The 24,948-nt window shown below is 59.5% G+C and carries 10 protein-coding genes; 5 read left to right on the forward strand and 5 right to left on the reverse strand.

Annotated elements, in window-relative coordinates:
- Window positions 1–43: 43 nt before the first annotated feature.
- Together F2S13_RS17020 and F2S13_RS17025 are read right to left on the reverse strand one after the other, a co-directional pair.
- The gene (locus tag F2S13_RS17020) at window positions 44–3,469 is read right to left on the reverse strand and encodes a TIR domain-containing protein (protein ID WP_166362852.1); all 3,426 of its coding nucleotides are present in this window, start codon (window positions 3,467–3,469) and stop codon (window positions 44–46) included.
- Between the two features lie 245 nt (window positions 3,470–3,714).
- Complete coding sequence (locus F2S13_RS17025) at window positions 3,715–4,620, reverse strand: LysR family transcriptional regulator (protein ID WP_166362854.1); 906 nt, start codon at window positions 4,618–4,620, stop codon at window positions 3,715–3,717.
- A gap of 127 nt (window positions 4,621–4,747) precedes the next feature.
- Between F2S13_RS17025 and lysA the strand changes: the two genes are divergently transcribed.
- On the forward strand, window positions 4,748–5,986 hold the full coding sequence (lysA, locus tag F2S13_RS17030) for a diaminopimelate decarboxylase (RefSeq protein WP_166362856.1): 1,239 nt from the start codon (window positions 4,748–4,750) through the stop codon (window positions 5,984–5,986).
- Between the two features lie 43 nt (window positions 5,987–6,029).
- Here lysA and F2S13_RS17035 read toward each other — a convergent pair whose 3' ends face one another.
- Window positions 6,030–6,473, reverse strand: coding sequence for a hemerythrin domain-containing protein (locus F2S13_RS17035; RefSeq protein ID WP_166362858.1), 444 nt, complete (start codon window positions 6,471–6,473; stop codon window positions 6,030–6,032).
- Between the two features lie 183 nt (window positions 6,474–6,656).
- Between F2S13_RS17035 and F2S13_RS17040 the strand changes: the two genes are divergently transcribed.
- Entirely contained in the window at window positions 6,657–7,493 is an 837-nt protein-coding gene (locus tag F2S13_RS17040) for a bifunctional allantoicase/(S)-ureidoglycine aminohydrolase (RefSeq protein ID WP_166362860.1), read from the forward strand.
- A gap of 215 nt (window positions 7,494–7,708) precedes the next feature.
- Here the strand turns inward: F2S13_RS17040 and F2S13_RS17045 are convergent, their stop codons facing one another.
- Window positions 7,709–8,587: a LysR substrate-binding domain-containing protein gene (locus tag F2S13_RS17045; protein ID WP_166362862.1), complete on the reverse strand. Its 879-nt coding sequence runs from the start codon at window positions 8,585–8,587 to the stop codon at window positions 7,709–7,711.
- A gap of 176 nt (window positions 8,588–8,763) precedes the next feature.
- On the reverse strand, window positions 8,764–19,821 hold the full coding sequence (locus tag F2S13_RS17050; protein ID WP_166362864.1) for a peroxidase family protein: 11,058 nt from the start codon (window positions 19,819–19,821) through the stop codon (window positions 8,764–8,766).
- A gap of 694 nt (window positions 19,822–20,515) precedes the next feature.
- Here F2S13_RS17050 and F2S13_RS17055 point away from each other — a divergent pair.
- The 3 genes from F2S13_RS17055 to F2S13_RS17065 are packed head-to-tail and all read left to right on the forward strand — an operon-like array spanning window position 20,516 to window position 24,929.
- Entirely contained in the window at window positions 20,516–22,252 is a 1,737-nt protein-coding gene (locus F2S13_RS17055) for a type I secretion system permease/ATPase (RefSeq protein ID WP_166362867.1), read from the forward strand.
- A gap of 6 nt (window positions 22,253–22,258) precedes the next feature.
- Window positions 22,259–23,599, forward strand: a complete 1,341-nt coding sequence (locus tag F2S13_RS17060; protein WP_166362869.1) for an HlyD family type I secretion periplasmic adaptor subunit — start codon at window positions 22,259–22,261, stop codon at window positions 23,597–23,599.
- Between the two features lies 1 nt (window position 23,600).
- Complete coding sequence (locus F2S13_RS17065; protein WP_166362871.1) at window positions 23,601–24,929, forward strand: TolC family outer membrane protein; 1,329 nt, start codon at window positions 23,601–23,603, stop codon at window positions 24,927–24,929.
- Window positions 24,930–24,948: the final 19 nt, after the last annotated feature.

Genomic DNA, 24,948 nt, shown 5'->3' on the forward strand with positions numbered 1-24,948 from the left:
TTTGCTCGTAATGGAGAGACAATTTCGCTTCAGATTCCTGGGCTTACTCTTGGCCAAGGTTTAACGTGGGCTGTTCTTGTTGCGCCCTCTGTCGTAAATCCCTGACTAATTGATTATCGAGCCCTAGTTCGCTGACCTTATCCAGATCAGATCTCGCTTCTTCAAATTTCCCCAGCTCAATTCTGATCTGTGCCCGCAAAACCCATGGCTCTGCCTGACCAATGCGAGCTATCCGGAGCGTACTTTCTGCAATACTCCTGTTAAAGTTACCCAGAGCGCTTTCATTATCAAACGGAGGAGGTCGCACGGCCAGGTAAGCACGCTCGATAGCCTTGGAGGCTTCATTTTCAGCATCCTGATAACGGCGTAGAGCAATGAGCGCCTTGGTACGCTGCAGGGGCACAAAAGCATCAAATGGCTCCAAACGATCAGCTCTTTCGTAGTCGATTAGCGCCTGCTTGGGATTTCCTTGGTTCAAGCGAGCATTACCTCGGCGTATCCAGCACTTTTCGTGATCAGGGTCTACCTCTACGACTCGCGTGCAGAGACTCTCCATAACTGGCCAGTTCTTCTCCACCCTTGCTTTATCCGCAGTTTCCAGCCACTGGTCGATTTTCTCTTTCCTGCTCTGCTCCTCTGCCATCGAAATAATAGTATTAATGGACTTTTCAAGATTTATATCTATCCAGGATCGCTCCCCTTCTCCAATTACACTAAGCCGTTGATGACGTTTATCGAAAGCCAATCCCTTCAGCATATCAATCTGTAGTGGATAGGAGGGGCTTTCTGCACGTAGCTCTCGGTCAAACAGCTGTAGAGTTGCAGTCAAATCAGAATATGAGAAAGGGTTGGCCCCGCCAAAAACAATAGCCATCTGATCAGAGTTTTCGAGTGCCAAAAGCCCTCGCACCAACCGTCTTCCCGATGCCATTCGCGCTTTAACGGTTTGTGTTTCTAAATCAAATACAACAACTTTGTCACTCATCATTTCACCGAGCGCTGCGGAAACGCCGTTGTATCCAATAACGGCAATAAGTTCATGCCCCATCAGGCAGCAAGACACGCTCTTGACTACTTCCAAGGGCCGTTGCGAGTTCGGTGTGACAATATTGGTTAATGGTATTTTCTCAATGAGCGACCAGTCGCGGGTAGAAACTTTGAGTAGAAGGCCGTTCCCTGTACCGACCAATAACTCATCCGCACCAGGGATCTCTGCAATACTCTGAGCCAGACCGAATGGCTGCAGGTCCAGGGTTTTTATACGGCCATCCGAAAAAAACCGCAATAACCGTGCTGTTTTCGCAGTACTGGGTGCAGGAAAGCCTTCGATGACTGTTAAAAAGGACCCAACCGATAAAACAGCCGTACCGTCGGATAAAAACCAGGCGCCCAGGTACTCATCCTCCGGTAGGGGTATGTTTTTTTTGCTCTCCTGAAACGGTATCCATTCGGCTGCGCGGATGGTTTGGTCTGTTCCAGGACATTTGACGAGCACATCTCCAGCATCTGAAATCGCTAAAGGTTGACCCTCTCTCGTGCCCCTTTCCGCGCAAGCTGTTGTTCGATGCGAAATTAATCCATCATGCCAAATCAGCAATCCGTCATTCAAAGAGCTTACCAACCAGTTCCCACTTGGGCTTTGCAAATCCCAACGCTCGTTTTTGTCATGCTCGGCAATCGGGTAACACAGGTCCCAAGCACGAACCTCACCATCATCCGACAGGCTCCAAAGCTGACATTTATCAGTCGGATCAAAGGTCATTCCCCGAATAGGAGAAATGTGCCCACGCAACTCGAAGACGGGATCTGCCCCTCCTAGCCACACGCGTATCAATCCCGCGCGCGAGCCAATTGCAAGCCTCTCGGCATCACTGGCGAGAGCAGTTGCAGGCTCTGAATGAGCTCGTATCGGATCATCTTCACGCACAAGTTCGTTTCGACGAATCCGATATCTTTGCGCCAACCCTTCGCTACCTATACTCCATAGGTCATAGCCTGCAATCAGCAGTTTTGATATTGCGGCGTGAGGAGACTCGAACTCAAAAGTATGCTTGGATTCCAGGTCAACAAGTATCACACGTGCGTTTTTGTTGATTGAATCTCCCGGAGTTACGGCATCCCCCGTGAACGTCGGAGACCGGTCTGCGACCACGCACAGTCTGCTCGTTCCAGAACACGAAACGACTCCCGCACTGTCAAATTTCCACTCGTAAATCAGCTCTCCACCCTCATTAAGCAACCGCACGGTTCCATCTCGGCTGGAAATGAGGGTGTCTTCGTTTTCGAGAACATCCAAACCAACAGGTTTAGTGAAAGCATCTTGAGGAACGGAAAGAAGCGCTTTGCTGTCCAGCGATATTCGCCGCCATTGTGTCTGATTTGTAAAGTCCGGTCCGATAATATAGGCAGCCCGTTTCCTGGGGGAAAAGCTCATGGCAGCAATGCCCAGAGGCAGTCCATCGTTGTCCGACCAGGGTAATGTAACGGCTTTGCCTGACTTGCTATCAAGCAACTTCATCAGATCCACACCGCCGATAAGCAACTGACTATCAGTGAAATGGAGTCCGCGCACCATGGTCATATTTGTAGACCAGTGAATGGTGTCCCGCAATGTATGCAGCGATTGCCTGATGGCTAGCTGTATGTTGTGTTCGACAGGTGCTTCAACAGAGTGCAAACGCTCCAGCGCCGCGGACAGTTGAACAGATGCTCTGCGAGGTTCTTTTTCCAGGGAGGCTTGGGCCTGAAGCGCCAATTGTCCAGCTTCGCTACGCGCCTGTTCCCAAACCGCATTATCACGCTGCCACCACGCAAATGCAGCCAACCCCGTAGTTATGATCAAACCCAGCGTCAACGTGTTCCACACTTGCCTCCGGCGCTTCAAGTCTTCTCCGTTCAATTGCTCCGGCGTTTTCCCATGAAGCCGTGCTGCTAACTTCAAGGATTCCGCCCGGAAGTCCGGATCATCCAGCAAGCGCCGCTCCGGAGATGTTGCGCCGTTTAAATCAACCCACAATGGTTCCCCTTTGAGAGCACGCGAAAGAAGGGGGGGCAAGGCTGTGCTGAGAACTGGATCATAGCTTTCGGTGCTCGAATTCCACACCAGATCACCGCTCGCTCTTGCGATAAGCACGCGCTCTGCGCGAGGATCTTTTTTCAGCCAGTGATTCAGTTCTTTCGCGACCCAGGGAGACTTGGCAGCTTGAGGGGATGCTATCAGCAGAAAATACTCGGAATTCTCCAGAGCAGAATGAATCGCAGCCGTGAGATCAGCTTCAGCTCCTAGTATTGTCTCATCTCGAAAAACATGTAGAGCTCGCACCTTCCACCAAGGTCTTGCCAGCTTATGCAGCGCTGTGTGGACGGCTTTCGCAAGCTCGCTGTCGCCCCCCTCGCCTGGAAGATCTACTTCATACTTACCATGTTTGTATGAAATAAAGCAGGCGTAACGCTTTCTATCGTTTTGCATGATTCATCCCGATGGCAAGGCAGTGCGTTTGGGGATGGACACCGCCTTTGCTGCCGATAGAACTATAAAGCTGCAAAGTAGCGGCCAGATACTGCACTAACATTTCGCTATTCAACAGGATGCTGGATAACAACTCTTCACTGTTACAGCGTATGTAAAGTCAAGCACAGGTAGTGAGTTCTGCCAGTTTTAGTCTGGACGACGTCATTGCTGTGGCGTGAGTCTTCAAAGAACACACTCCCCCTCTATTCAAGCGCACTGGCAAGACCCGACGCCTCCTCGCTCAACGCCTTGCAAAAGGTATCGACGAAGATCGAAGACGGCCGATAATCCGGCCTGATCAACATGACGCGATAGGGAATCGACACCGCGACCGGCCGAATGACCAACCCTCTGCCCGCCTCCTGCACCGCGGTCAGCGGGTTGATGATCGCCACCCCCAGTTGTTGCCGGACCATGGCACAGACCGACGCCGCACTGGTTGTTTCGATAACGGTATGACGCTCGACACCCGCCTGGCGAAAGTGCTCGTCGAGCCGCTGGCGATAGATATCCAGACCCGAAAGATTGATGAAATCCACACCGCGAAAGTCCTCCATGGCCAGCAACGACCTGGACAGCAAAGGGTGCCCCTCGGGCAATACACAAACCATGTCGGCACAAAAGAGCAGTTCCCCCCGGGTACCTCGGGGCACATGTTCACTTTCGGTCAAGCCGAGGTCATGACGCTGGGCGCTGAGCGATTCCTCGAGCAAGGGTGATTCCTGCGCAGTGATGCTCAAGCCGATGCCGGCATGCTGCTGGTGAAAGTGCTTGCAGACTCTGGGCAACAGCGTCTGGGAAAACAGCGGCAGGCAGGTGATGCTCAACTGGCCATGCTCGAAGCGACGAATCGATTGGGCAACGCTGTTGATCCGTTCCAGCCCTATATAGGAGCGCTCGACTTCTTCGAGCAGCATCATCGCCTGGGCCGTTGGCACCAGCCTGCCGCCCTCCCGATCGAACAGGCGCAGACCCGAGAGGCTTTCAAGCCGTGCCAGTTCCCGACTGACCGTCGGTTGCGAGGTAAACAGCAGGCGCGCCGCGCCCGTGACGCTGCCGGCCTGCATGGTGGCCCGGAAAACTTCGATATGCCGCAAGGAAATGCCCATACCTGCCCTTGGTTGTACGAGTGAAACCCATATCAGAACTGAATAGATGAAGAAAGAATAGATATTTTATTGAATGATCGGCGATCTGCATGATGGACGCCTACTTCATCGCAGATCGACGTGTGCCATGCCCAGCCAACATGATTTCCCGCAACTCGCCACCATTGCCAGACAACACGGCACCCCGCTCTGGGTGTATGACGCCCAGACCATCAAGGCGCGCATCGAGCAGTTGGCCTGCTTCGAGACCGTTCGCTTCGCCCAGAAGGCCTGTTCCAATGTGCATGTCTTGCGCTTGATGCGCGAACTGGGGGTGCGGGTCGATGCAGTGTCGTTGGGTGAACTCGAGCGCGCCGTGCTCGCGGGCTACAGCCCGGCCGGCGCTCCTGCGGGCATCGTCCTGACCTGTGATCTGTTCGATGAAGCCACCCTGCAGCGCGTGGTCGAGCTGAAGGTCGAGGTCAACACCGGCTCGATCGACATGCTCCGTCAACTGGGCGCAAGGTCTCCGGGCCATCGCGTCTGGCTGCGGATCAACCCGGGCTTCGGTCACGGCCACAGCCGCAAGACCAATACCGGCGGTGAAAACAGCAAGCATGGCATCTGGCATGATCAGATTGACGAAGCACTCGGCGTCATTCGGCAATACGGCCTGAAGCTGGTGGGCCTGCACATGCATATCGGCTCGGGCGTGGATTACGCGCACCTGGAGCAAGTGGGCAATTCCATGGTCTCGGCTGTGAAGTCGCTGGACCACGATATCGAAGCCTTTTCCATCGGTGGCGGGCTGTCCACGCCCTACCGCGAAGGCGATGAGCCGGTGGACATTCAGCGCTACGCAGACGCATGGCGCCAGGCCCGGCAGGACATCGAAGCCTGGCTCAAGCATCCGGTACGGATGGAGATCGAACCCGGTCGTTTCCTGGTGGCCGAGTCCGGCTGCCTGGTGACCGAAGTTCGCGCTGTGAAAAAAGTCGGCAGCCGGGATTTCATGCTGGTCAACGCCGGCTTCAATGACCTGATGCGTCCGGCGATGTACGGCGCCTATCACCACATGACCCTGCTGGACTGCGCGGGGGTCCCGGTCGATCGCCCGGTGCTCGATTATGTCGTGGGCGGCCCCCTGTGCGAATCCGGCGATATCTTTACCCAGGATGACGAAGGGGTCACACCGCGCTTGCTGCCTGAGGCGCAGGTGGGTGATCTGCTGGTCATGCACGATACCGGCGCGTACGGCGCTTCCATGTCATCGAACTACAACAGCCGGACACTGCTGCCGGAAGTGTTGATCGATCAAGGGCAGGCGAAATTGATTCGTCGTGCGCAGCCGTTGTCGGATCTGCTGGCCCTGGAACTGGGGCTTTAACAGAGGTACCCGGACGTGCGCGCCCAAGCCTGCGCGCACGGACTCAAGCCGAAGTGAGCTGGGCTTCGTACTCTTTGACGTAGCCCTTGGCCAACGACTCTTTCTGCTTGTCATCCAGAATCTTCCCCGCCATCTGGAAGAATTTGGTTTCCTCTTCCTTGAGATGGTGATGCACCTTTTCCGACAGTTTTTTTGCCGTCGCCAGCCAGCTGGGATTGGACATTTCCGTCTTGTCCAATTCCTCCATCATTTCATCCATTTCGTGGTGCTCGGCAATGGCATGACGGCTCAGGTCGACCCCGTTGTCATCAGACATTAGCGGGATGTAGAAAAAACGCTCCTCGGCAGTCTCGTGAGCCTGCAGCTCGGACTTCAGCCGCTTGTATGCCTCAACCCGCTTTTCACTGTCTCCGCTGGTCCGCACCACCGCCCTGGCGTAGGTGCGCTGTCTTTCATGGCTTTCACGCAACGCTTCAAAGATGTTCAAGGGTGAATCCTCGATATCGCTTGCAGTGGCGCAAGCACTACTGACTAGACACCCTGGCGAACGCCCCGGTTCCGCCATGGATTTTCGCATCCAGAAAATGAATGAAGTACATTCCAACATTTAATTTGTGGATATCAGGGATCTTTTATAGGGTGGCCACAACAACAAGACAGAAGGTGTTCCATGTCCAAGTCCACTTACTACGCCCCTCACGGGGGGCACCCGGCGCAGACCGAGCTGCTGACCGACCGGGCGATGTTCACCGAAGCCTATGCGGTCATCCCCAAGGGCGTGATGCGCGACATCGTGACCAGCCACCTGCCCTTCTGGGACAAGACCCGTCTGTGGGTGCTGGCCCGTCCCCTGACCGGTTTTGCCGAAACCTTCTCCCAGTACATTGTCGAAGTGAGCCCGGGGGGTGGCAGCAACGCGCCCGAGCAGGACAAGGAAGCCGAAGGCGTGATCTTCGTCGTCGAAGGCGAAATCGACCTGACCCTGCAAGGCAACGTCCATACCCTCAAGCCGGGCGGCTATGCCTTCATCCCGCCCGCGGCGGACTGGGCCCTGCGCAACAACAGTGGCGAAGCGGTACGCTTCCACTGGCTGCGCAAACGCTATCAGGCGGTACCAGGCCTGGCCTACCCCGAAGCTTTCGTGACCAACGAACAAGACATCGAACCCATCCCGATGCCGGGCACCGAGGGGCGTTGGGTCACCACGCGTTTTGTCGACATGGCCGACATGCGCCATGACATGCACGTCAACATCGTGACCTTCGAACCGGGCGGCGTCATCCCCTTCGCCGAAACCCATGTGATGGAACATGGCCTCTACGTGCTGGAAGGCAAGGCGGTCTATCGCCTGAACCAGGACTGGGTCGAGGTGGAAGCCGGTGACTTCATGTGGCTGCGCGCCTTCTGCCCGCAAGCCTGCTATGCCGGTGGCCCTGGCCGCTTCCGCTACCTGCTGTACAAGGATGTGAACCGCCACATGAACCTGACGCTCAACGCTGCGCGCTGAGTTCAGAGGCTGCACACGAATCCCGCCGACTCGACACCGGCGGGATTTTTTATTGGTTACAAGAAATAAGGAATTTGCCTGCAGATAGACCGCTATCGCTGGCAAGCCAGCTCCCACAGAGTCCCAGGTTGTTCACAAATTTTGAGGCAACCCGAGCTTCCTGTGGGAGCTGGCTTGCCAGCGATGGCCGCAAAGCGGCCCCCGGCCCTGTCCACCTAATACTGACAAGCCAACGACTGCGCCAAAACCCCCGCCAGCTCCTTGACCATCACATCCGCCGAAGGGCGGTGAATGATGACCACCTCCATGGCATCGATCGTGGGCAGTCCGTTGTTCTTCGTCAGCACCCGGTGATCGGCAGTGACCGCTCGCTGCGGAAGCAGGCTGACGCCCATTCCATCAGCGACCGCCGCCTGGATGCCGCTGAGGCTCGAGCTGGTGAAGCTGATGCGCCAACGCCGGCCCATGCGCTCGATGGCGTTGATCATGTCGTCCCGGTACAGCCCACGAGGCGGAAAGGTTACCAGCGGAATCGGGTCCAGTTCGAAGGTGGGGTTGCTGGCGCTGTCGATCCATTGCAACTTCTCGGGCCAGCTCGCCACGGCCTCACGGCTGTTACGGCGCTGCTTGACCAGGATCAGGTCCAGTTCGCCATTGTCGTAGCCACTGCTCAGGTCGCGGCACAGGCCACTGGTGACTTCCAGCTTGACCTGTGGATGCTTGCGATTGAATGCCGAAAGCAGATGCGTCGTGCGCCCTGCAACGAAATCTTCAGGCACACCCAGGCGCACCGTCACCGCGACGGTAGCGCCCGACATGGCTTCAAACATTTCATCATTGAATGCCAGCATGTGCCGGGCATAGCCCAGCAGCGTCTGCCCCGCATCGGTGGGCAGGACATCGCGATTGCCCCGTTCCAGAAGCCTGTGCCCGACCATCTCTTCCAGTCGCCGCACCTTTTGGCTGACCGTGGACTGGGTGGAATGCAACCGCGCGGCAGCGGTAGTAAAACTGCCGCAATCAGCGACCATGACCAGCGCCCTGAGCGAGTCCAGATCGAAAAGCGGCCTATTCAATTTGTCACTGCCAGCCATGACGATATTCAACTTATTAATAAATTGACCGATTTCTAACATGGCCAGATGTAGCGCGCAATCCGCCGCTCCAGCAACCAAAAGCCCGCCGGTCCAGGTTACACAAAAAAAAAGGAGGGCATCATTGCCCTCCCCCTCCGTTGTCCACGCTCCCTGCGACAGTATTATTCAGATCCTCAAGTAGCGAAAATGAAGTCTGCGGCAGTGACGGTTGTTGCGTCGGCCACACCTACCAGGCGGATGGAATCAGTAATCCCTGGGGCGCTGATCAAGGTATCCGCACCGACATCGGTGATGATGACGTTGCTGGCAAAGTTCGCAGCTGTGAGGCCGAACGCGGAAATATCGATCCGGTCCTGGCCTCCCGCCGGGTCGGCATCGAAGCCGATGATCTGATCGGTCCCGAAGCCCGCTGCGAACATGAAGATATCATTGCCACTGCTGGCAACCATCGTGTCGTTGCCGGCACCGCCAGTGACCGTATCGTTGCCAATACCGCCATCGATAAAGTCATTGCCGATACCCCCCAACAATGTGTCGTTACCGTCACCACCGAGCAGCGTGTCGTTGCCTGATCCACCATCCAGGACATCCGCCCCATCACCCCCGTCGAGGCTGTCATCGCCACTGCCGCCGTTCAGGTTATCCGTGCCAAGGCCACCCAACAGTTGGTCGTTACCGATGTCGCCAAGCAGCGTGTCGTTACCGCCGTTGCCGATGAGGATGTCGTTGCCGCCACCACCATTGAGGGAGTCATTACCCGCCCCGGCGGTGATGACGTTGTTCGACCCGTTGCCGATGCCGACGAAGTTGCCGACTCCGGTGTAGGTCAGATTCTCGACATTGGTGCCCAGCGTGTAGCTGGCCAGTGACGTCTGCACGGTATCCGTACCGCCCCCCGTCACCTCGACCACCTGGTCCCCGGTTGCATCGACGACGTAGGTATCGTTGCCGGCGCCCCCCACCAACCGGTCAGCACCCGCACCGCCATCGAGGAAGTCGTTACCGACACTGCCGGTGATGGTGTTGGCCAGCGCATTACCGGTACCGGTGAAGTTACCGGCACCGGTATAGGTCAGGTTCTCGACGTTGGCACCGAGCAGGTAGTTCGCCAGACTGGTTTGCACCAGATCGGTACCACCATTGAGCGCCTCGGTGACGGAATCACCGACGTTGTCGACCACGAAGGTGTCGTCGCCAGCACCGCCATTCATGGCATCCGCGCCGAGCCCGCCGTTGAGGGTGTCATTGCCGTCCTCGCCATTGAGGACGTCGTTGTCGTCCCCGCCGTTGAGAATGTCGTTGCCAGTGCCGCCAAACAACTGGTCATTACCGGCCAGGCCATTGAGCGTATCGTTCCCGCCCAAACCAGACAACACATCATTGAGCGCGGTGCCGGTGAGGGTGTTCGCCAAAGCGTTGCCCGTCAGCACCACGCCAGTCGCAGCAACCGCCGCCGTCGCCGCAGAAGTCACCGACTCCTGCGTGCCGAAGCCATCGGTGTAGCGCACGATCACCCGCAGTTGCAGATTGCCCTGCGCCGCACCAGGGGTGAAGGTCGCGGCGGTCGCGCCGTTGATGTTGGTGAAGGAAGCACCGGTACCTTGCTGCCATTGGAAGCTGAATGTGCCCAGCCCGTCCGCATCGGCAATCCCGGCAGTCAGCGCGGTCAGTACCTGCCCTTGATCCGGTGTCGTATCGCTGATCAGCACCGCTCCTGTCGGTGCATCGTTGACGTTGGCCACCGGCCCCAGGACATTGGACGAAGCGCTTTCGGCCTTACCGAAGTCATCCACATAACTCACCACCACGCGCACTTGCTGGCCGACCTGAGCCTGGCCAAGCGCGAGCGTACTACTGGTGGCTCCGGCGATGTTGACGAAGCCAGACCCATTGTTCGCCTGCCATTGGTAGGTGAACTGCGGATTGCTCAGGCCATCAATGTCGATGATGCTCGCCGGGTTAGCGGTCAACAGCTGGTTCTGCGCCGCAAGCCCGGTAACGGTCGGCCCTGCGGTCGGTGCATCGTTGACGTTGACCACCGGGTCGAGGATGTCGGACGCAACGCTTTCGGCCACGCCGAAGTCATCCACGTAGCTGACCACCACCCGCACGTACTGGCCAACCTGTGCCTGGCCAAGCGTGAGCGTATTGCTGGTGGCGCCAGCGAGGTCGACCCAGCCAAGTCCGGGGTTCGTCTGCCACTGGAAGGTGAACTGCGGATTGCTCAGGCCATCAATGTCGATGATGCTCGAAGGGTCAGCGATCAACACCTGGTTCTGCACCGAAATCCCGGTTACGGTCGGCCCTGCGGACGCTGCGCTATTGCCCGACGAGTCGACGATCTCCAGCGTGCCCTTTTCATCCTGATACACCGCCCGGACGCGGATGTTCAGCCCCGCCACATCGTCCGCCACCCGGTAGGTGGTGCCGGTCGCCCGCGATACCTCGCCGGCGGCGACAAAGGTGATGTCTTCAAAGACGCCCGTACCAGGAATGTTTTCAACCTGCCAGTAGTAGGACACCGGACCGGTAACCGCGCCGGTCGTATTGCCTGCACCCTGGTTGTCCGCGTCGTGTACCGCCCGATCGCTGACCCGCAGCAGCTGGCCGGCGACAGGCGTATCGTCACGCACACCGGTGGCTGCATCGAGGATCGCCAGATGACCCGATGGGCCATTGTTTTGAGCGGTGCCAACGCCGGATGCCTGGGCACGGTCAGCGAACTGCAGACGTTCGATGCCAGTCAGTCGATCGACGCCATCACGCCCTACCACCGAATCGGTGACGATGACAGTGTTGCCATCGACAACGACGCTGTAGTCGTCCGCATTGCCGGAGAACACCGCGGTGTCGAACTTGTCCTCGCCGGTCAGGATCTCCCGTACGATGACCAGTTGGCCTGGGTTGTAGGTACCGTTCAGCATAAACGGCACCATCGGCTCCATACTGTCGAACGAAGCGATTTCCGGGCCAGTGCCATCAGCGTTCGCCCGTACGCTGATACGTACGTTCAGCCACTTGTCACCATCAAGGATGTCGTCACCACCGCGACCTTCGATCAGATCGCTGCCGCTACCACCGAGGATGATGTTGCCACCGTCGTAGAACGTCGCGCCGGCTGCCAGCAGATCAGACAGACCATTGATCAGGCTGATGTTGGTCAGCACGCTGCCGGTTGCACCTGCGGTGGGTAGCGAGGTGGCGTCCTCGTTGTCACCGCGCAGGAAGTCACCGTGCTTCGAACCCGACAGACCTTCCATGATGTCGAAACGCACCAGCGCCGAAGCACCGGAACCTGGCATCGGCGGTACATCGAAGAAGCGGTCGCTGTAATCGATGGTCACGCCCTGGGCAAGATCCTTGAAGGTCGCCCAGTCGTAGCCGGAGCCGCCAATATAGCGGTCACCGAAGCCGAGACTGCCGACCATGATGTCGTCGCCGCCTTCGCCGTTGAACTTGTCGTTCTCGTTGCCGCCGATGAAGACATCGTTACCGATCACCGGGTCGTTGCCGAGCGGATCGAAGTTGTCGCCGGGCGCACCGTCCGAAGTGCCCTTCTCGATCCAGTCGTCGCCTTCGTTACCCATGTCCTGTTCGTTGGCTTTGCTGCCCAGGATGAAGTCGTTGCCCTGGCCACCAATGGCCTCGGAGGCGTCCTCACCGGTAATGATGAAGTCATTGCCGAACCCGCCGATGATCAGGTTGATGCCGTTGCCACCGTGCAGCACGTCATTGCCGTCGCCCCCCTGGATGTTATCGTCACCGCCCATGTCGGTGATGATGTCGTCGCCGGCACCCCCGCGCAGCTGGTCGTTGCCGTTACCCCCTTCGATACGATCGTTGCCGCCATCCCCCCAGACCGTGTCATCGCCACCACCCGAGATGAGGATGTCAGCGTTGTTGGTGCCCCCCAGCACGATGTGCTCTTCACCCGAGTAGCGCACGTAGTTGCTGTCCGGCCCCGCAGTCAGCGGGTTGTCGCGGAACACCACCTGCTCATTGTTTTCGCCAAGCGGATCGGCATTGCCCAGGCCATCGTTGTACTGCTTGGTCTGGTCCCTTTCCAGGTAGAACGCCGGGTCCGAGAACACCAGGCCCGGCAAGTGCGTGGCCGAGGTGTTGGCCATGATCAGCTTGGCGAACGAGTTGCTTTCAAGTTCAGCATTCATCGACAGGCCAGAGGTACGCTCCAGGTAATAGAAGCGGTCGCCGTCCTGCAGTTTTTCCAGCTGGTTCTCGAACACGAAGTTGAAGGTCGAGCCGAGCATGCCGCCGAACGGGGTTTTCTCTTCGGCCAGGCCACCGATCCAGAGGTCGATGGCATCGACGCCCGTGATCGTCACACCCTTCAGATCGTCGGCAGTACCAAACAGCCCATCCTTGCCGGCTCGCGTTACGTTGGCCCAGGCACCGGTGCCGTTGAGGAAGTCCAGCCGATCGGCTGGCTCATTGACACCACCATCGCCAAACACCAGCATCATCGCCGCGGCGCGTTTGGCTTCCAGCGTGGTCGCCGCCGTGATCGTGCCATGCGTGCCATAGGCCGCGATGAAGTTGATCAACGACTCCGGATGTTTGAGGTGCTGCACCAGGTCGACCCAGCTGTTGTACGGCTTGAGTTGGGTATCACCGGTCTGGCTGTAGATGTCGCGGCGGATCGCATTGAGCGAGGGAATCCCCACATCGCGGCCACGGGCGATGTTGATCGCAGGCAGGTCGAGCGGCAGGCCGAGCAGGTTATTGCGCAGCGCCTCGGTGACGAACTCATCGATTTCGTTACCGGCTTGCCGCGTCACCCCACGCACGATCGCACTGGTCGCATCCTCTGGCGTCACACCACTGGCGGCGTACGCCAACGGGTTGAGGAACGCCGCGATCAAGCCGAGCTGCTGATCGGGATCAGCGCTGTTCGGATCGCCAACCACGTTGAAATTGACGTCGAAGCGATCGACAGTCTCGGTCAGCATCGAGTGGCCAAACCGGTACACGGTGTGGGCGAACTCGGCGACGATCGAGGCATCGAGGTCGACGTCATAGACCTGGGTCGGTGCGAAGAACAGGTCGACCCTGGGCTGGATGGTTCGCGCAAACTCCTCGAACACCAGGTGCTGGTACTGCATCTCGGTGCCGAACTTGGCCGCCTGGAACAGGCGCTCGCCATTCCACACCAGCGCATCGATCTCGGCCTGGTTGGCTGGCAACGCGTTTACCTTCGTCAACAGCCACTCGTTGAGGAAGGCCACGTCGCCCGAATCGAGCACGGTGTCCTTGGTCTGCGCGACCAGCCGGTTGTGCTCGGAGTGGAAGATCGCATGCACCGCAGTCAGGCCGATGTTCTCGTTGACCCGGCCGTCGCCGGCGATGTAATGCGCATCCAGCAACTCGTTGTCGTAGGTCAGGTTGGCCCCGGTCTGTGGATTGAACGGCTGTGCGTTGCCCGTATCGCTATCCCCGTCAGGAACGAGCACGCCACCGCTGAACACCGGCGCTGCATTGTTGTTGATGTCGACGAGGAACTGGTGACCGGTGCGCACCGCATTGGTCAGGTCAATGGGGGCATGCGGATTGCCTTCGACCTGGAAGTCATCACTCGTACCCGCCAGACCGTCAGCGCCCTTCATCACGACCATCGGGAAGCCGTGGGGCCCCTTGATGAAGTTGCCATAAGCGTCGGTCGCCAACAGTGGCGCGTTATCGACGTCGGCATCGGTCAGATGGATACCCAGGATGTCGTTGGCTTGCGCCTTGACCACCTTCCAGGTCGCCATGCCGCCGATCTCGGTGTCGTCCGAGGTACCGTAGTGACCATCCGCTCCCAGATCACGGTTGGTGATCAGCTTGCCGGTCGCGATCGGGCCGTCGGGCGTCAGCACATAACCGCGCAGGAACACCTGGTGCGAGGGGTGCGAGCTGTAGGTCTGGTTCTGGTCCACGAATGGCGTGGTGGTGTTGGTCTGCTCATGGATGTCGTCGGCCGTGCCGAGCACACCATCGGCTCCTGGCAGGTTGGTCGCGCGGGTCAGTACCATGAAGTTGGTGTGCCCGCCTGGTACATACAGCGGATCATCCGGTTGCAGCGGGATGTAGATGGTGCCGGAACCGCCTTTGGTCACAAGGTCCAGGCCATGGTCGAAGAACTGCCCGAAGAAGGTCATCCAGGCGTTGAACGGTGCGGACAAGCCCGCGTCCGGCGCGGTGTTTTCGAACAGGTAGACATCGTGGTCATCGGCGGTACCGAACTGACCGTCCAGACCGGGGCTGGCGACTATCCGTACGCCGTCCTTGAGCACGTCGTCGTTACCCGACCCCACCACACCGTAGTCGAGATGACCGTTCGCACCTGGATCGTACGCCGTGGCATAGGCCGCCGGGTTTTTCGCCGTCTGGTCGACGATCAGGTTGCTGATGGTACGTGGCTGCGAGTCAAACACGTTGCCGGCATTCTGCGCATACGACGTTGGCTGGCCCGCCGGCGAGCCGGGGAAGAAGAAACCGGCAGGCGCCCCTTGCGCCGGGTTGAACACCGGATCGGTCAAGCGCGGGAATACGTTATCAGCGGCACCGAACTCGGTGTGGTTGTGGCCGTTGAGGTTCATCAGGTTGTTGTTCGACCCGTCGACCGCACGCAGGCCCAACGGCGCGCGGATATTCGGGATCAGCGAGAGGATGTCCTGACCGGCCGCTTCAGCCTCGGCAATCTTGATCTGATCAAGAATGAAGTTGAGGTCGGAACGAACCATGTGCAGGCCCGCGCCACCCTCGGTGGCATCGACTACAGGCGTCGGCGCCGTTGGCGTGACCGGTGCACCGGCGACCACAGCAGCCGTCGGCGTGGAGAACAGGATCTCCGTGGTACCGTGACCGTCCTGATAGATCGCCTTGACCCGCAACGACAACCCGGCGAGGTCAGGAGAGACCTTGAACGCAGTGCCGTCGGCGCTCTGGAACGCCAGGTCGCCAGCCGGCAACAGGATGATATCCTCGAATACGCCGCTGCCTGGAGTTGCCTCGAACTGCCAGATGTAGGACACCGAGGCGTTGTTGATAAAGCCCTGCAGATTACCCGCCGCGATGTTGTTGGCATCGCGCACCCCGGCCACGCTGACACTCAGCGTATCGCCCACCGTTATCGCTCCGCCGTTTGTATCTGTGACAGTCGGGCTGCCAAGCGGTTGAGCATTCAGCCCCGTCACCAGCACTTGCTGGGTATCGGCGAACTGCAGGCGTTCGATATGCAGCAGGGTATCGGTGCCGTCGCGGCCCGCTACGGTATCTGCCACCGTCCAGACATCGTCCGCCACATCGAGCGTGCCGCGGGTGTCACGGGTAACCACATACTCGGACTGAAGCCCGGAGAAAATGGCGGTGTCGAAGGCCGCCCCGCCCGTCGAGGTGCCGGGCAGGATTTCCCGCACGGCCTTGAGTTGACCGGGGTTATAGGTACGGTCCAGCATGAACGGGATCATGTCGACCATGCTGTCGAAGCTGGCGATCTCGGGACCGGTATGGTTGACATCACCCGGGGCATAAACGGCAATTCTGACGTTGAGCCATTTGTCGCCATCGATCAGGTCATCGCCACCGCGACCTTCGATCAGGTCACTGCCATTGCCACCGAGGATGATATTGCCAGTGGCAAAGCCGGTAGTCGGCAAACCGGCATCGGCCAGAAACTGCTTCAGACCGTGGATCAAATCCACATTGGTCAGCGCACTGCCCGTGGCACCACCATGGTTGACGATAGTGACCGCATCAACATCATCGCCTTTGAGCACATCGCTGTATTTCGAACCGGACAAGCCTTCGACCTCGGCAAAACGGTCGAGGATCGATGCCGGCGAGGCGCCGACCGGATTGAACACCCCGGCATTCTGGTTTGGCGCGTTGCCGTGTGGCTGCGCCAGCGCGGCCAGGCTCAGGTCAACGGTTACGCCGACCTTGTCATTTTTGTAGGTCACCCAGTCGAATCCGGACATGCCGTCCATCTTGTCCTGGGCATCGCTGCCGACAAAGATGTCATCGCCACCCTCGCCGATCATTTCGTCGAAGCCACCACCACCGACAAAGATGTCATTGCCGACCACATCGTCATTGAGCAACGGCGAGAAGTTATCGCCAGGCGCACCGTCCTGGGTGCCCTTCTCGATCCAGTCATCACCTTCGTTGCCGGTAGGTGGCAGGTTGGTCTTGGCACCGAGGATGAAGTCGTCACCCTGACCACCGAAGGTGGTGGAGATGTCTTCGGTGGTGACGATGAAGTCCTGGCCATCGCCACCCAGGATCAGGTTGCCTGCAACCCCCATGCTACCGGCCACGATCACATCGTTACCGGCATTACCTTCCAGACGGTTGTCGCCGAACGAGTCGGTGATGATGTCATCGCCCGCGCCGCCAAGTACCGCATCGTTGCCGGCACCGCCTTCGAGGATGTCGTTGCCGCCGTCGCCGTAAATGGTGTCATCACCGTCACCGGAGATGATGATGTCATTGCCGGCGGTGCCGCCCAGGACGACATGGTCTTCACCGGTGTACTGCAGATAGTTACTGTCCCCACCAGGGGTGTTGGGGTTGTCACGGATCACCAGCGGCACGATTTCCACGCCGTTGATCATGATGCCACCAGTCGGATCGGCTTTGCCGTCCACGCCGAGGTTAGTGAACTGATTGTCCTGATTCACTTCGAGGGTGAAAGTCGGCGTCAGGAACACGGTGTTCGACAGGTGGGTGACATCGGTGTTGAGCATGATCAGCTTGGCAAAGGAGTTGTTCTCCAACTCGGTGCCGAAGTTCAGGCCCGCAGTACGCGACAGATAGTAGAAGCGGTCGCCGTTCTGCAACGCCTCCAGCTGGGTTTCAAACACGAAGTTGAATGTCGAGCCGAGCATGCCGCCGAACGGCATCTTCTGCTCGGCGAGGCCACCGACCCAGAAATCGATGTCATCGACGCCGGTGGTGGTGACACCGTTGACCATGGCGTAGATGCCCGAACTGTTAAGAAAGTCCAGGCGATCCGCTTCCGTCGCGACAAAGGTACGCTCATCGACAGTGCCTGCGTTGATCACCGCGGCGCCACCGAACACCAGGGCAGCGGCGACCGCACGCATCTCCACCAGCGTATCCACATCGGCCGCAGTCAATGCCCCGTGGGTACCGAAGGCCGCGATGAAGTTGACCAGGGATTCGGGGTGCTTGAGGTGGTCCGCCAGGTCGGCCCAGCTGATGTACGGCTTGAGTTGGCTGTCGCCGGTTGCTGCGTAGAACTCGCGGCGTGCCTCATTCAATGTGGGGATGCCAGTGTCGCGACCACGCGCCAGGTTCAGGCTCGGCAAATCGAGCGGCAGACCCAACAGGTTGTTGCGCAACGCTTCGGTGACGAATTCGTCGATCTCGTTGCCCACCTGGCGGGTCACACCGCGAACGATCGCCCCTGCCGCTTCGTCCGCAGTCGCCCCGCTGCCGGCGAACGCCAGCGGATTGAGGAAGGCGGCGATCAGACCGAGTTGCGAGTCCGGGTTGTTGGGGTCAGTGAGGAGCGGATTGAACGCGGGGTCGAAGCGATCGACGGTCTCGGTCAACATCGAGTGACCAAAGCGGTACACCACGTGGGCGAACTCGGCGAGGATGGCCGGGTTGATCGAGGTGTCATAGCCGTTGGGTGCAAGGAATTCGTCGACCTGCGGCTGAATGGTCCGCGCGAACTCCTCGAACACCAGGTGCTGGTACTGCATCTCGGTGCCGAACTTGGCGGCCTGGAACAGGCGCTCGCCGTCCCACACCAGCGCCGCGATCTCGGCGGGTGTCGTCGGTATCGCGGCCACGTCGTCCACCAGCCACTCATTAATGAAGGCCAGATCGCGAGAGGCAAGGATGGTGTCCTTGGATTGCTGGACCAGGCGGTTGTGCTCGGAGTGGAACACATGGTGCACGGTGGTCAGGCCGATGTTCTCGTTCGCCCGGCCGTCGCCGGCAATGTAGTGAGCGTCGAGCAGTTCGTTGTCATAGGTCAGGTTGTTACCGCCCGCGCCGACCGCCTGCGCATTACCGACATCGGTGTCGCCATCCGCCTTCAGTACTCCGTCGACGATGACCGGCGCGGCATTGTGGGCGATATCGTCGAGGAAGCCATGCCCAGTGCTCACGGCGTTTGCCAGACTGATCGGAGCATCCCGGTTGCCTTCGACCAGTTGAGTGATGTCATCAGCCGTCCCGGCAGTACCGTCAGCACCGTTACTGACGCGCATCACCACCTGCGGCATGCCGCTCGGCCCGCGGAGAAAGTTGCCATAGGCATCGGTTGCCAGCAGCGGCACGCTGTGCACATCGGCGTCGGTCAGGTTGATGCCGAGAATGTCACGGGCCTGGGCCTTGACCACTGCCCAGGTCGCCATGCCGCCATTTTCGCCGTCGCCATCATCGGCAGTACCGAACTTGCCATCGGCGCCGAGATCGCGGTTGGTGATCAGGCGCCCCGTTGCAATAGGGTCACCTGCCGCGTTGAGGACGTACTCGCGCAGGAACACCTGATGCGAGGGGTGCGAACTGTAGGTCTGGCTCTGGTCCACGAATGGCGAGGTGGTGTTGGGCTGGCCGTCATCGGCAGTGCCGAGTATTCCGTCCGCGCCGGGGGTATGCACTGCACGTGGCAGCACCATGAAGTTGGTCGGGCTGCCCGGTACGAACAACGGATCGTCCGCCTGCAGCGGAACAAACACGAAGTCGGTACTGCTCTTGGTGACCAGGTCGAGGCCGTGGTCGAAGAACTGGCCGAAGAAGGTCATCCACGAGTTGAAGCTGGCGGTCAGACCGACGTCTGGCGACACGTTGGGGATGAAGAACACTTCCTTGTCGTCGGCCGTGCCGAACACGCCATCCAGACCGGGGCTGATCACAGGGTCCGCACCGCCATTCGCCGCAACCGCGGCCGGGTTGTTGGCGGTCTGGTCGACGATCAGGTTACTGATGATCCGTGGCTGCGGATCGACCACATTGCCTGACGCGGCATAGGCCGCTCGATACTGGGCATCGAGCAGGCGCAGGAAGGAATTGTCGGAGGCGCCAAACTCGCTTTGGCCGGCAACCAGGTTGTTGTAGCTGCCATCGACGGTACGCAGGCCGAATGGCACCTGACTGTTGGGTAGCAAATCACTGAGATTGGCGCCGTCGGCGTGCGCTTCTGCGATGAAGATTTGCTTGAGGATGAACTCCAGGTCCGACTTGTTGAAATTGGCCATTTTGTTGATTGTCCTCGCTGTATCTGGGGAATGGCACGGGACGATAAAGACCTCCCTAGCCCTGTCAGGTGCTGGCGTGCACAGTTTGTTGATGTCAACTTTCTGGCGAGAGCACCCGCAGGAAAATCACCGTGCCTAGCGTTGCCATAACCGATCCCTCGACAGCTGTCGTTACAACAATCAGTGCAGGGGGGTGGGGACAGTTTGCGGTGCATGAGTCTTCCCCCTGCGATGAACCAGACCCGTGGGATGGAACGGTGAAGGGGTTTGCGCAACTTTCATTCCAACGCAGCTGAAAGGCCCGTGCGGCAAGGCTTGGAGAGAGATTTTCGAGGAGCATAAAGACGGTGCGACCACCCCAGTTCTGGGGCTTTTGGGGACTGCTGGGCATTAGCGGGGAAGGCAATTTGACATCACCATCCGATTAATCACGACTAATGATTTTTACAGCGCCGCTATAGAGCGAAATGTTATTTGCGAGCTGTATCGTCAAAGAAACAAACGCAAACTACGCTGCTGCTTGCGGGGGCAGTGCAGAGGTTTCGGCAGACTCGCCAACAGAGCGACCAACCTGCGTATCAACCAGCTGCCTACGGAATTACATCGACTGTCAGCCAACTGCTGTCAGCCAACGACATCCACTGTTAGCTGTTGATTCGCAAGGGCAATGGCCTTTCGGAGAGGGATGACCCAAATGCGCAAACCATCGAGTACCCGCTCCGAACTGGCCGACGCGCTCTTTCGCCTGCGTCGCAGTTTTTACTCTCTGGCAGGCTTCAGCGGCGTCATCAACGTCATGATGTTGACGCCTGCCGTGTACATGCTGCAGGTTTATGATCGGGCCCTGGTCAGTCGCAACGTCACGACGCTGGCGATGTTGACCGTTCTGGTGATTGGTCTGTTCCTGCTGATGGCCGCGCTGGAGATGGTCCGCACCCGCGTGCTGATTCGGGTCGGCAACTGCCTGGACATGGACCTCAACCGACGCATCTTCACCGCGGCATTCGAGCGCAACCTGAGCCGCGCCGGAGGTAATCCGGCCCAGGCCCTGCAGGATCTCGCGCAGGTTCGTCAGTTCCTCACCGGCAATGGCCTGTTCGCTTTCTTCGATGCGCCCTGGACGCCGATCTACCTGCTGGTCGCCTATCTGATCCACCCGCTCCTCGGACTGGTCACGCTGATCGGCTCGCTGATTCTGGTGGGCCTGGCTTATCTCACCGAGAAGGCGACGCAGAAGCCGCTGGCCGAAGCCAATCAGGCCGCCCTCTCCTCCGCCACCTATGCCAACAACAACCTGCGCAACGCCGAGGTCATCGAGGCCATGGGCATGCTGCCGACGATCACCAAGCGCTGGTTCCAAAACCATTTGCGCATTCTGGAAATGCAGACCCTGGCCTCCGACCGCGCTGCCTTGATCAGCAGCACCGGGCGCTTCGTGCGTATGACTTTGCAGTCGCTGATCCTCGGTGCCGGCGCGTTGCTGGCGATCGAAGGCAAGATCACCCCGGGGATGATGATTGCCTGCTCGATCCTCACCGGCCGCGCGCTGGGCCCGGTGGAACAGGTCATTGCGTCGTGGAAGCAACTGCTCGGCTGCCGTTCGGCCTGGGGCCGCCTCAACGAGATGCTGCACGATTATCCGCGCCGGCCACCGAGCATGTCGCTGCAACGGCCGCAGGGCATGCTGGCGGTGGAGAATGTGTATGCCGGCGCCCCCGGTACCAACACCACGATTCTGCGCGGGGTGAGCTTGAGCCTTGCCCACGGCGAAAGCCTTGGCGTTATCGGTCCATCCGCCTCGGGCAAATCCACCCTCGCCCGCCTGCTGGTTGGCGTCTGGCCGGCGCAGGCCGGCAAGGTGCGCCTGGACGGCGCGGACATATTCACCTGGAACAAGGGCGAACTCGGCCCCTGGCTCGGCTACCTGCCACAGGACGTGGAGCTGTTCGAGGGCACCATCGCCGACAACATTGCGCGCTTTGGCGAAGTGGACAGCGACGCGGTCATCCGCGCCGCCAGGATCACTGGCGTGCACGAGATGATCCTGCGCTTTCCACAGGGTTACGACACCCGCCTGGGCACCGATGGCAGCCCGCTTTCCGGTGGCCAGAAGCAACGCATCGCCCTGGCCCGCGCGCTGTATGGTGAACCCAGTCTGATCGTGCTGGATGAGCCGAACGCCAACCTCGATGACATCGGCGAAAAGGCCCTGGTCGATGCACTGGCCGAACTCAAGAACCGCGGCGCCACCGTCATCGTGATTTCCCACCGTCCCAACGTACTCAGCGCCGTCGACAAGATGCTGATGCTGCGCGACGGCGGCGTGCAGATGTTCGGCACGCGCGACGAAGTATTCACCGCGCTGCGCAAGGCCAGTGTGATGCCTGCCGGCGCTCCGACTCCGCTGGCCTCCGTCAAAGCACGGGAGTGACCGATCATGCAATTGAGCCAACACACCGAGATGATTCCTGCCGATCCCAGGAGCGTGGTAGATCTGGACGTCGGTAAACCCGTGCACTGGGGCATGTGGCTGGTGCTCGCCGGCTTCGGCGGCTTCCTCCTGTGGTCCTGGCTGGCGCCGCTGGATGCCGGCGTGGTAGCGACAGGCACGGTCAAAGTCACCAGCAATCGCAAGGCCGTGCAGCACCTCAGCGGCGGCACCGTGGAGGCAATACTGGTTCGCGAAGGCGATGTCGTGAAAAAAGGCCAGGAAGTGGTTCGCCTCGACTCGTTGCGTGCCGTTGCCGAACAGGGTGCGGTCAGCGCCCAGTACATCGTCAGCAAGACCGTGGAAAACCGCCTGGAAGCGGAACGTGACGGCCTCGATGTGGTGAACTTCGATCCCGAGTTGCTCAAGCGCTTCGGCGATGACCACCGCCTGGTAGCCGCCATGGACCTGCAACAGCGCCTGCTGGACACCCGGCGCGCTGGTCTCGCCGGCGAAATCAGCATACTGGAGGAAAACCTGGCGGCGTCGCAGGTACAGCTCAAGGGCCTGCAGCAGGTCTATGGCGCCCGTGCCTCGCAGATCAACTTCCTCAACCAGGAACTACAAGGCACCCGCGTGCTGGCGGCCGAAGGCTATGTACCGCGCAACCGCCTGCTTGAGCTGGAACGCAGCAATGCCGACCTCTCCGCCGGCCAGGCCGAGAACCTCAACAACATCGCTCGCACGCGTAGCCAGGCCACCGAAATCAAACTGCGCATCCTGCAGCGCCAGCACGATTACCTGAAGGAAGTCGAATCGCAGCTGACCGACACCGCCAAGGAAAACACCACCCTGGCCGACCGCTTGCGCGCGCTGGACTATGAAGTGACCCACACGGTGATTCGATCGCCCATCGATGGCATGGTCCAGTCCCTGAGCATCGCCACCGTCGGCGGGATCATTCAGCCCGGCTTCAAGATCATGGAGATCGTTCCAGTCAACGAACCGCTGCAGGTCGACGCGATGATTCCCGTGCAGGCCATCGACAAGATGGTTGCCGGCCTGGACGTGGACATCTCCTTCCCGGCCTTCAACCATGCCCAGACGCCAAACATTCCCGGCCGCGTGAAGACCATCTCCGCCGACCGCCTGATGGACGAGGAAAGCAAGCAACCGTTCTATCTGGCCCAGGTGGAAGTCACGCCCGATGGCATGAGCCTGCTTGGCAGCAATCACATTCGCCCCGGTATGCCCGCCAGCGTCACCATCAAGACCGGCGAGCGCAACATGATGAGCTATCTGCTCAAACCGATGCTCGACCGTGTGGACAGCTCTTTCAAGGAACAATGAGATGGACCGTCATTGCCTGTTTTTCTGCCTGCTGGGGCTGTCCCTGCCGGCCAGCTCCATGGACCTCAAACAAGCCTGGGATCTGTTGCAGTACCAGGGCCCTGTCTACCGCGCGGCCGTGCATGAAAAAGATGCCGGCGAGGAAAACCGCGCCATCGGCAAGGCCGGCCTGCTACCGCAGATCAATGCCACGGCCTACGACAACAAGGTCAATGGCACCCAACGCCAGAACGGCATCGACAACGATCTCGACTACAACTCCAAGGGCGCTAACGTGCGCCTGCGCCAGCCGCTGTTCAACAAACAGAAGATGGCCGAGTACCGCCAGGGCCAGCAGCGTGCCGACTACAGCGTCGCGGTGTTCGATGCCAAGAGCCAGGACGCCGCGGTGCGCCTGGCCGAAAGTTATTTCGACGTGCTCCTGGCCAGCGAAACCATCGTCCTGGCCAAGGCCAAACTGAGCAGTTTCGACGAGCAACTCGCCTCGGCGAACCGACGCATGCAGCTTGGGGCCGGCACCATCACCGACATCGACGAGTCGGTCGCTCGCCGCGACCTCGCCGAGGCCGAGCTCATCGAAGCGCAGGACAACCTGGTCAACGCGCGCCGCAAGTTCGAGGAATATATCGGTGAAAGCCCCGAATCGCTGACCACCTTGCGTCCGAGCTTTGATACACCACCCCTGCTGCCGAGCGAACTGCAGGACTGGCTGGCCAAAGCCCAGGCCGATAGCCCACTGATCCATGCGCGCCGTTATAGCCACGACCTCGCCGAAGAAGAAGTGAAACGCGCCAAGGCGGGTCACTGGCCAACACTGGATTTCGTGGCTGGCTACACGGCGGGCACGAGCCAATCAATCTCCGAGTTGAATCAACGCAACCGCTACGGCTCCATCGGGCTGGAAGTCAATTTCCCGCTGTTCAACGGTGGCGGCACCAGCGCCCTGGCACGCCAGGCCAGTGCCAATAGCGACAAGGCCCAGGACGAACTCGACGCCACGCGACTGGAAGTCATCTCCGGAACCACCCGTGAGTATCGCGGCGTACAGAGCGGCGCCAAACGTATTCACGCACTGGAGAAGGCAGTAGAGTCCAACGAACGCTCCCTGGCTTCGGCACGAAAAGGCTTCAAGGAGGGGGGTACCAGCACCAACTCGGACGTCCTCAATGCCGAAGAGCTGCTCTTCGTTGCACGTCACGATCTGTTCGAGGCCAAGTTGCGCTATTTGATGTCGCACCTGCGCCTGGTCTCTTCGGTGGGGAGTCTGGGTGACGACGATATCGACCGGATCAACGACTACCTCGGCCCGGAACTGCTGGTCACCAACTGACTTTTTCCTTCAGCGTTGG

Source organism: Pseudomonas akapageensis (genome assembly GCF_011355085.1).
Taxonomy (GTDB): Bacteria; Pseudomonadota; Gammaproteobacteria; order Pseudomonadales; family Pseudomonadaceae; genus Aquipseudomonas; species Aquipseudomonas akapageensis.

Coding starts and splice junctions, on each gene's coding strand:
- F2S13_RS17020 (WP_166362852.1), bottom strand. CDS start 3,469: ATGCAAAACGATAGAAAGCGTTACGCCTGCTTTATTTCATACAAACAT.
- F2S13_RS17025 (WP_166362854.1), bottom strand. CDS start 4,620: ATGGGCATTTCCTTGCGGCATATCGAAGTTTTCCGGGCCACCATGCAG.
- lysA (WP_166362856.1), top strand. CDS start 4,748: ATGCCCAGCCAACATGATTTCCCGCAACTCGCCACCATTGCCAGACAA.
- F2S13_RS17040 (WP_166362860.1), top strand. CDS start 6,657: ATGTCCAAGTCCACTTACTACGCCCCTCACGGGGGGCACCCGGCGCAG.
- F2S13_RS17045 (WP_166362862.1), bottom strand. CDS start 8,587: ATGGCTGGCAGTGACAAATTGAATAGGCCGCTTTTCGATCTGGACTCG.
- F2S13_RS17050 (WP_166362864.1), bottom strand. CDS start 19,821: ATGGCCAATTTCAACAAGTCGGACCTGGAGTTCATCCTCAAGCAAATC.
- F2S13_RS17055 (WP_166362867.1), top strand. CDS start 20,516: ATGCGCAAACCATCGAGTACCCGCTCCGAACTGGCCGACGCGCTCTTT.
- F2S13_RS17060 (WP_166362869.1), top strand. CDS start 22,259: ATGCAATTGAGCCAACACACCGAGATGATTCCTGCCGATCCCAGGAGC.
- F2S13_RS17065 (WP_166362871.1), top strand. CDS start 23,601: ATGGACCGTCATTGCCTGTTTTTCTGCCTGCTGGGGCTGTCCCTGCCG.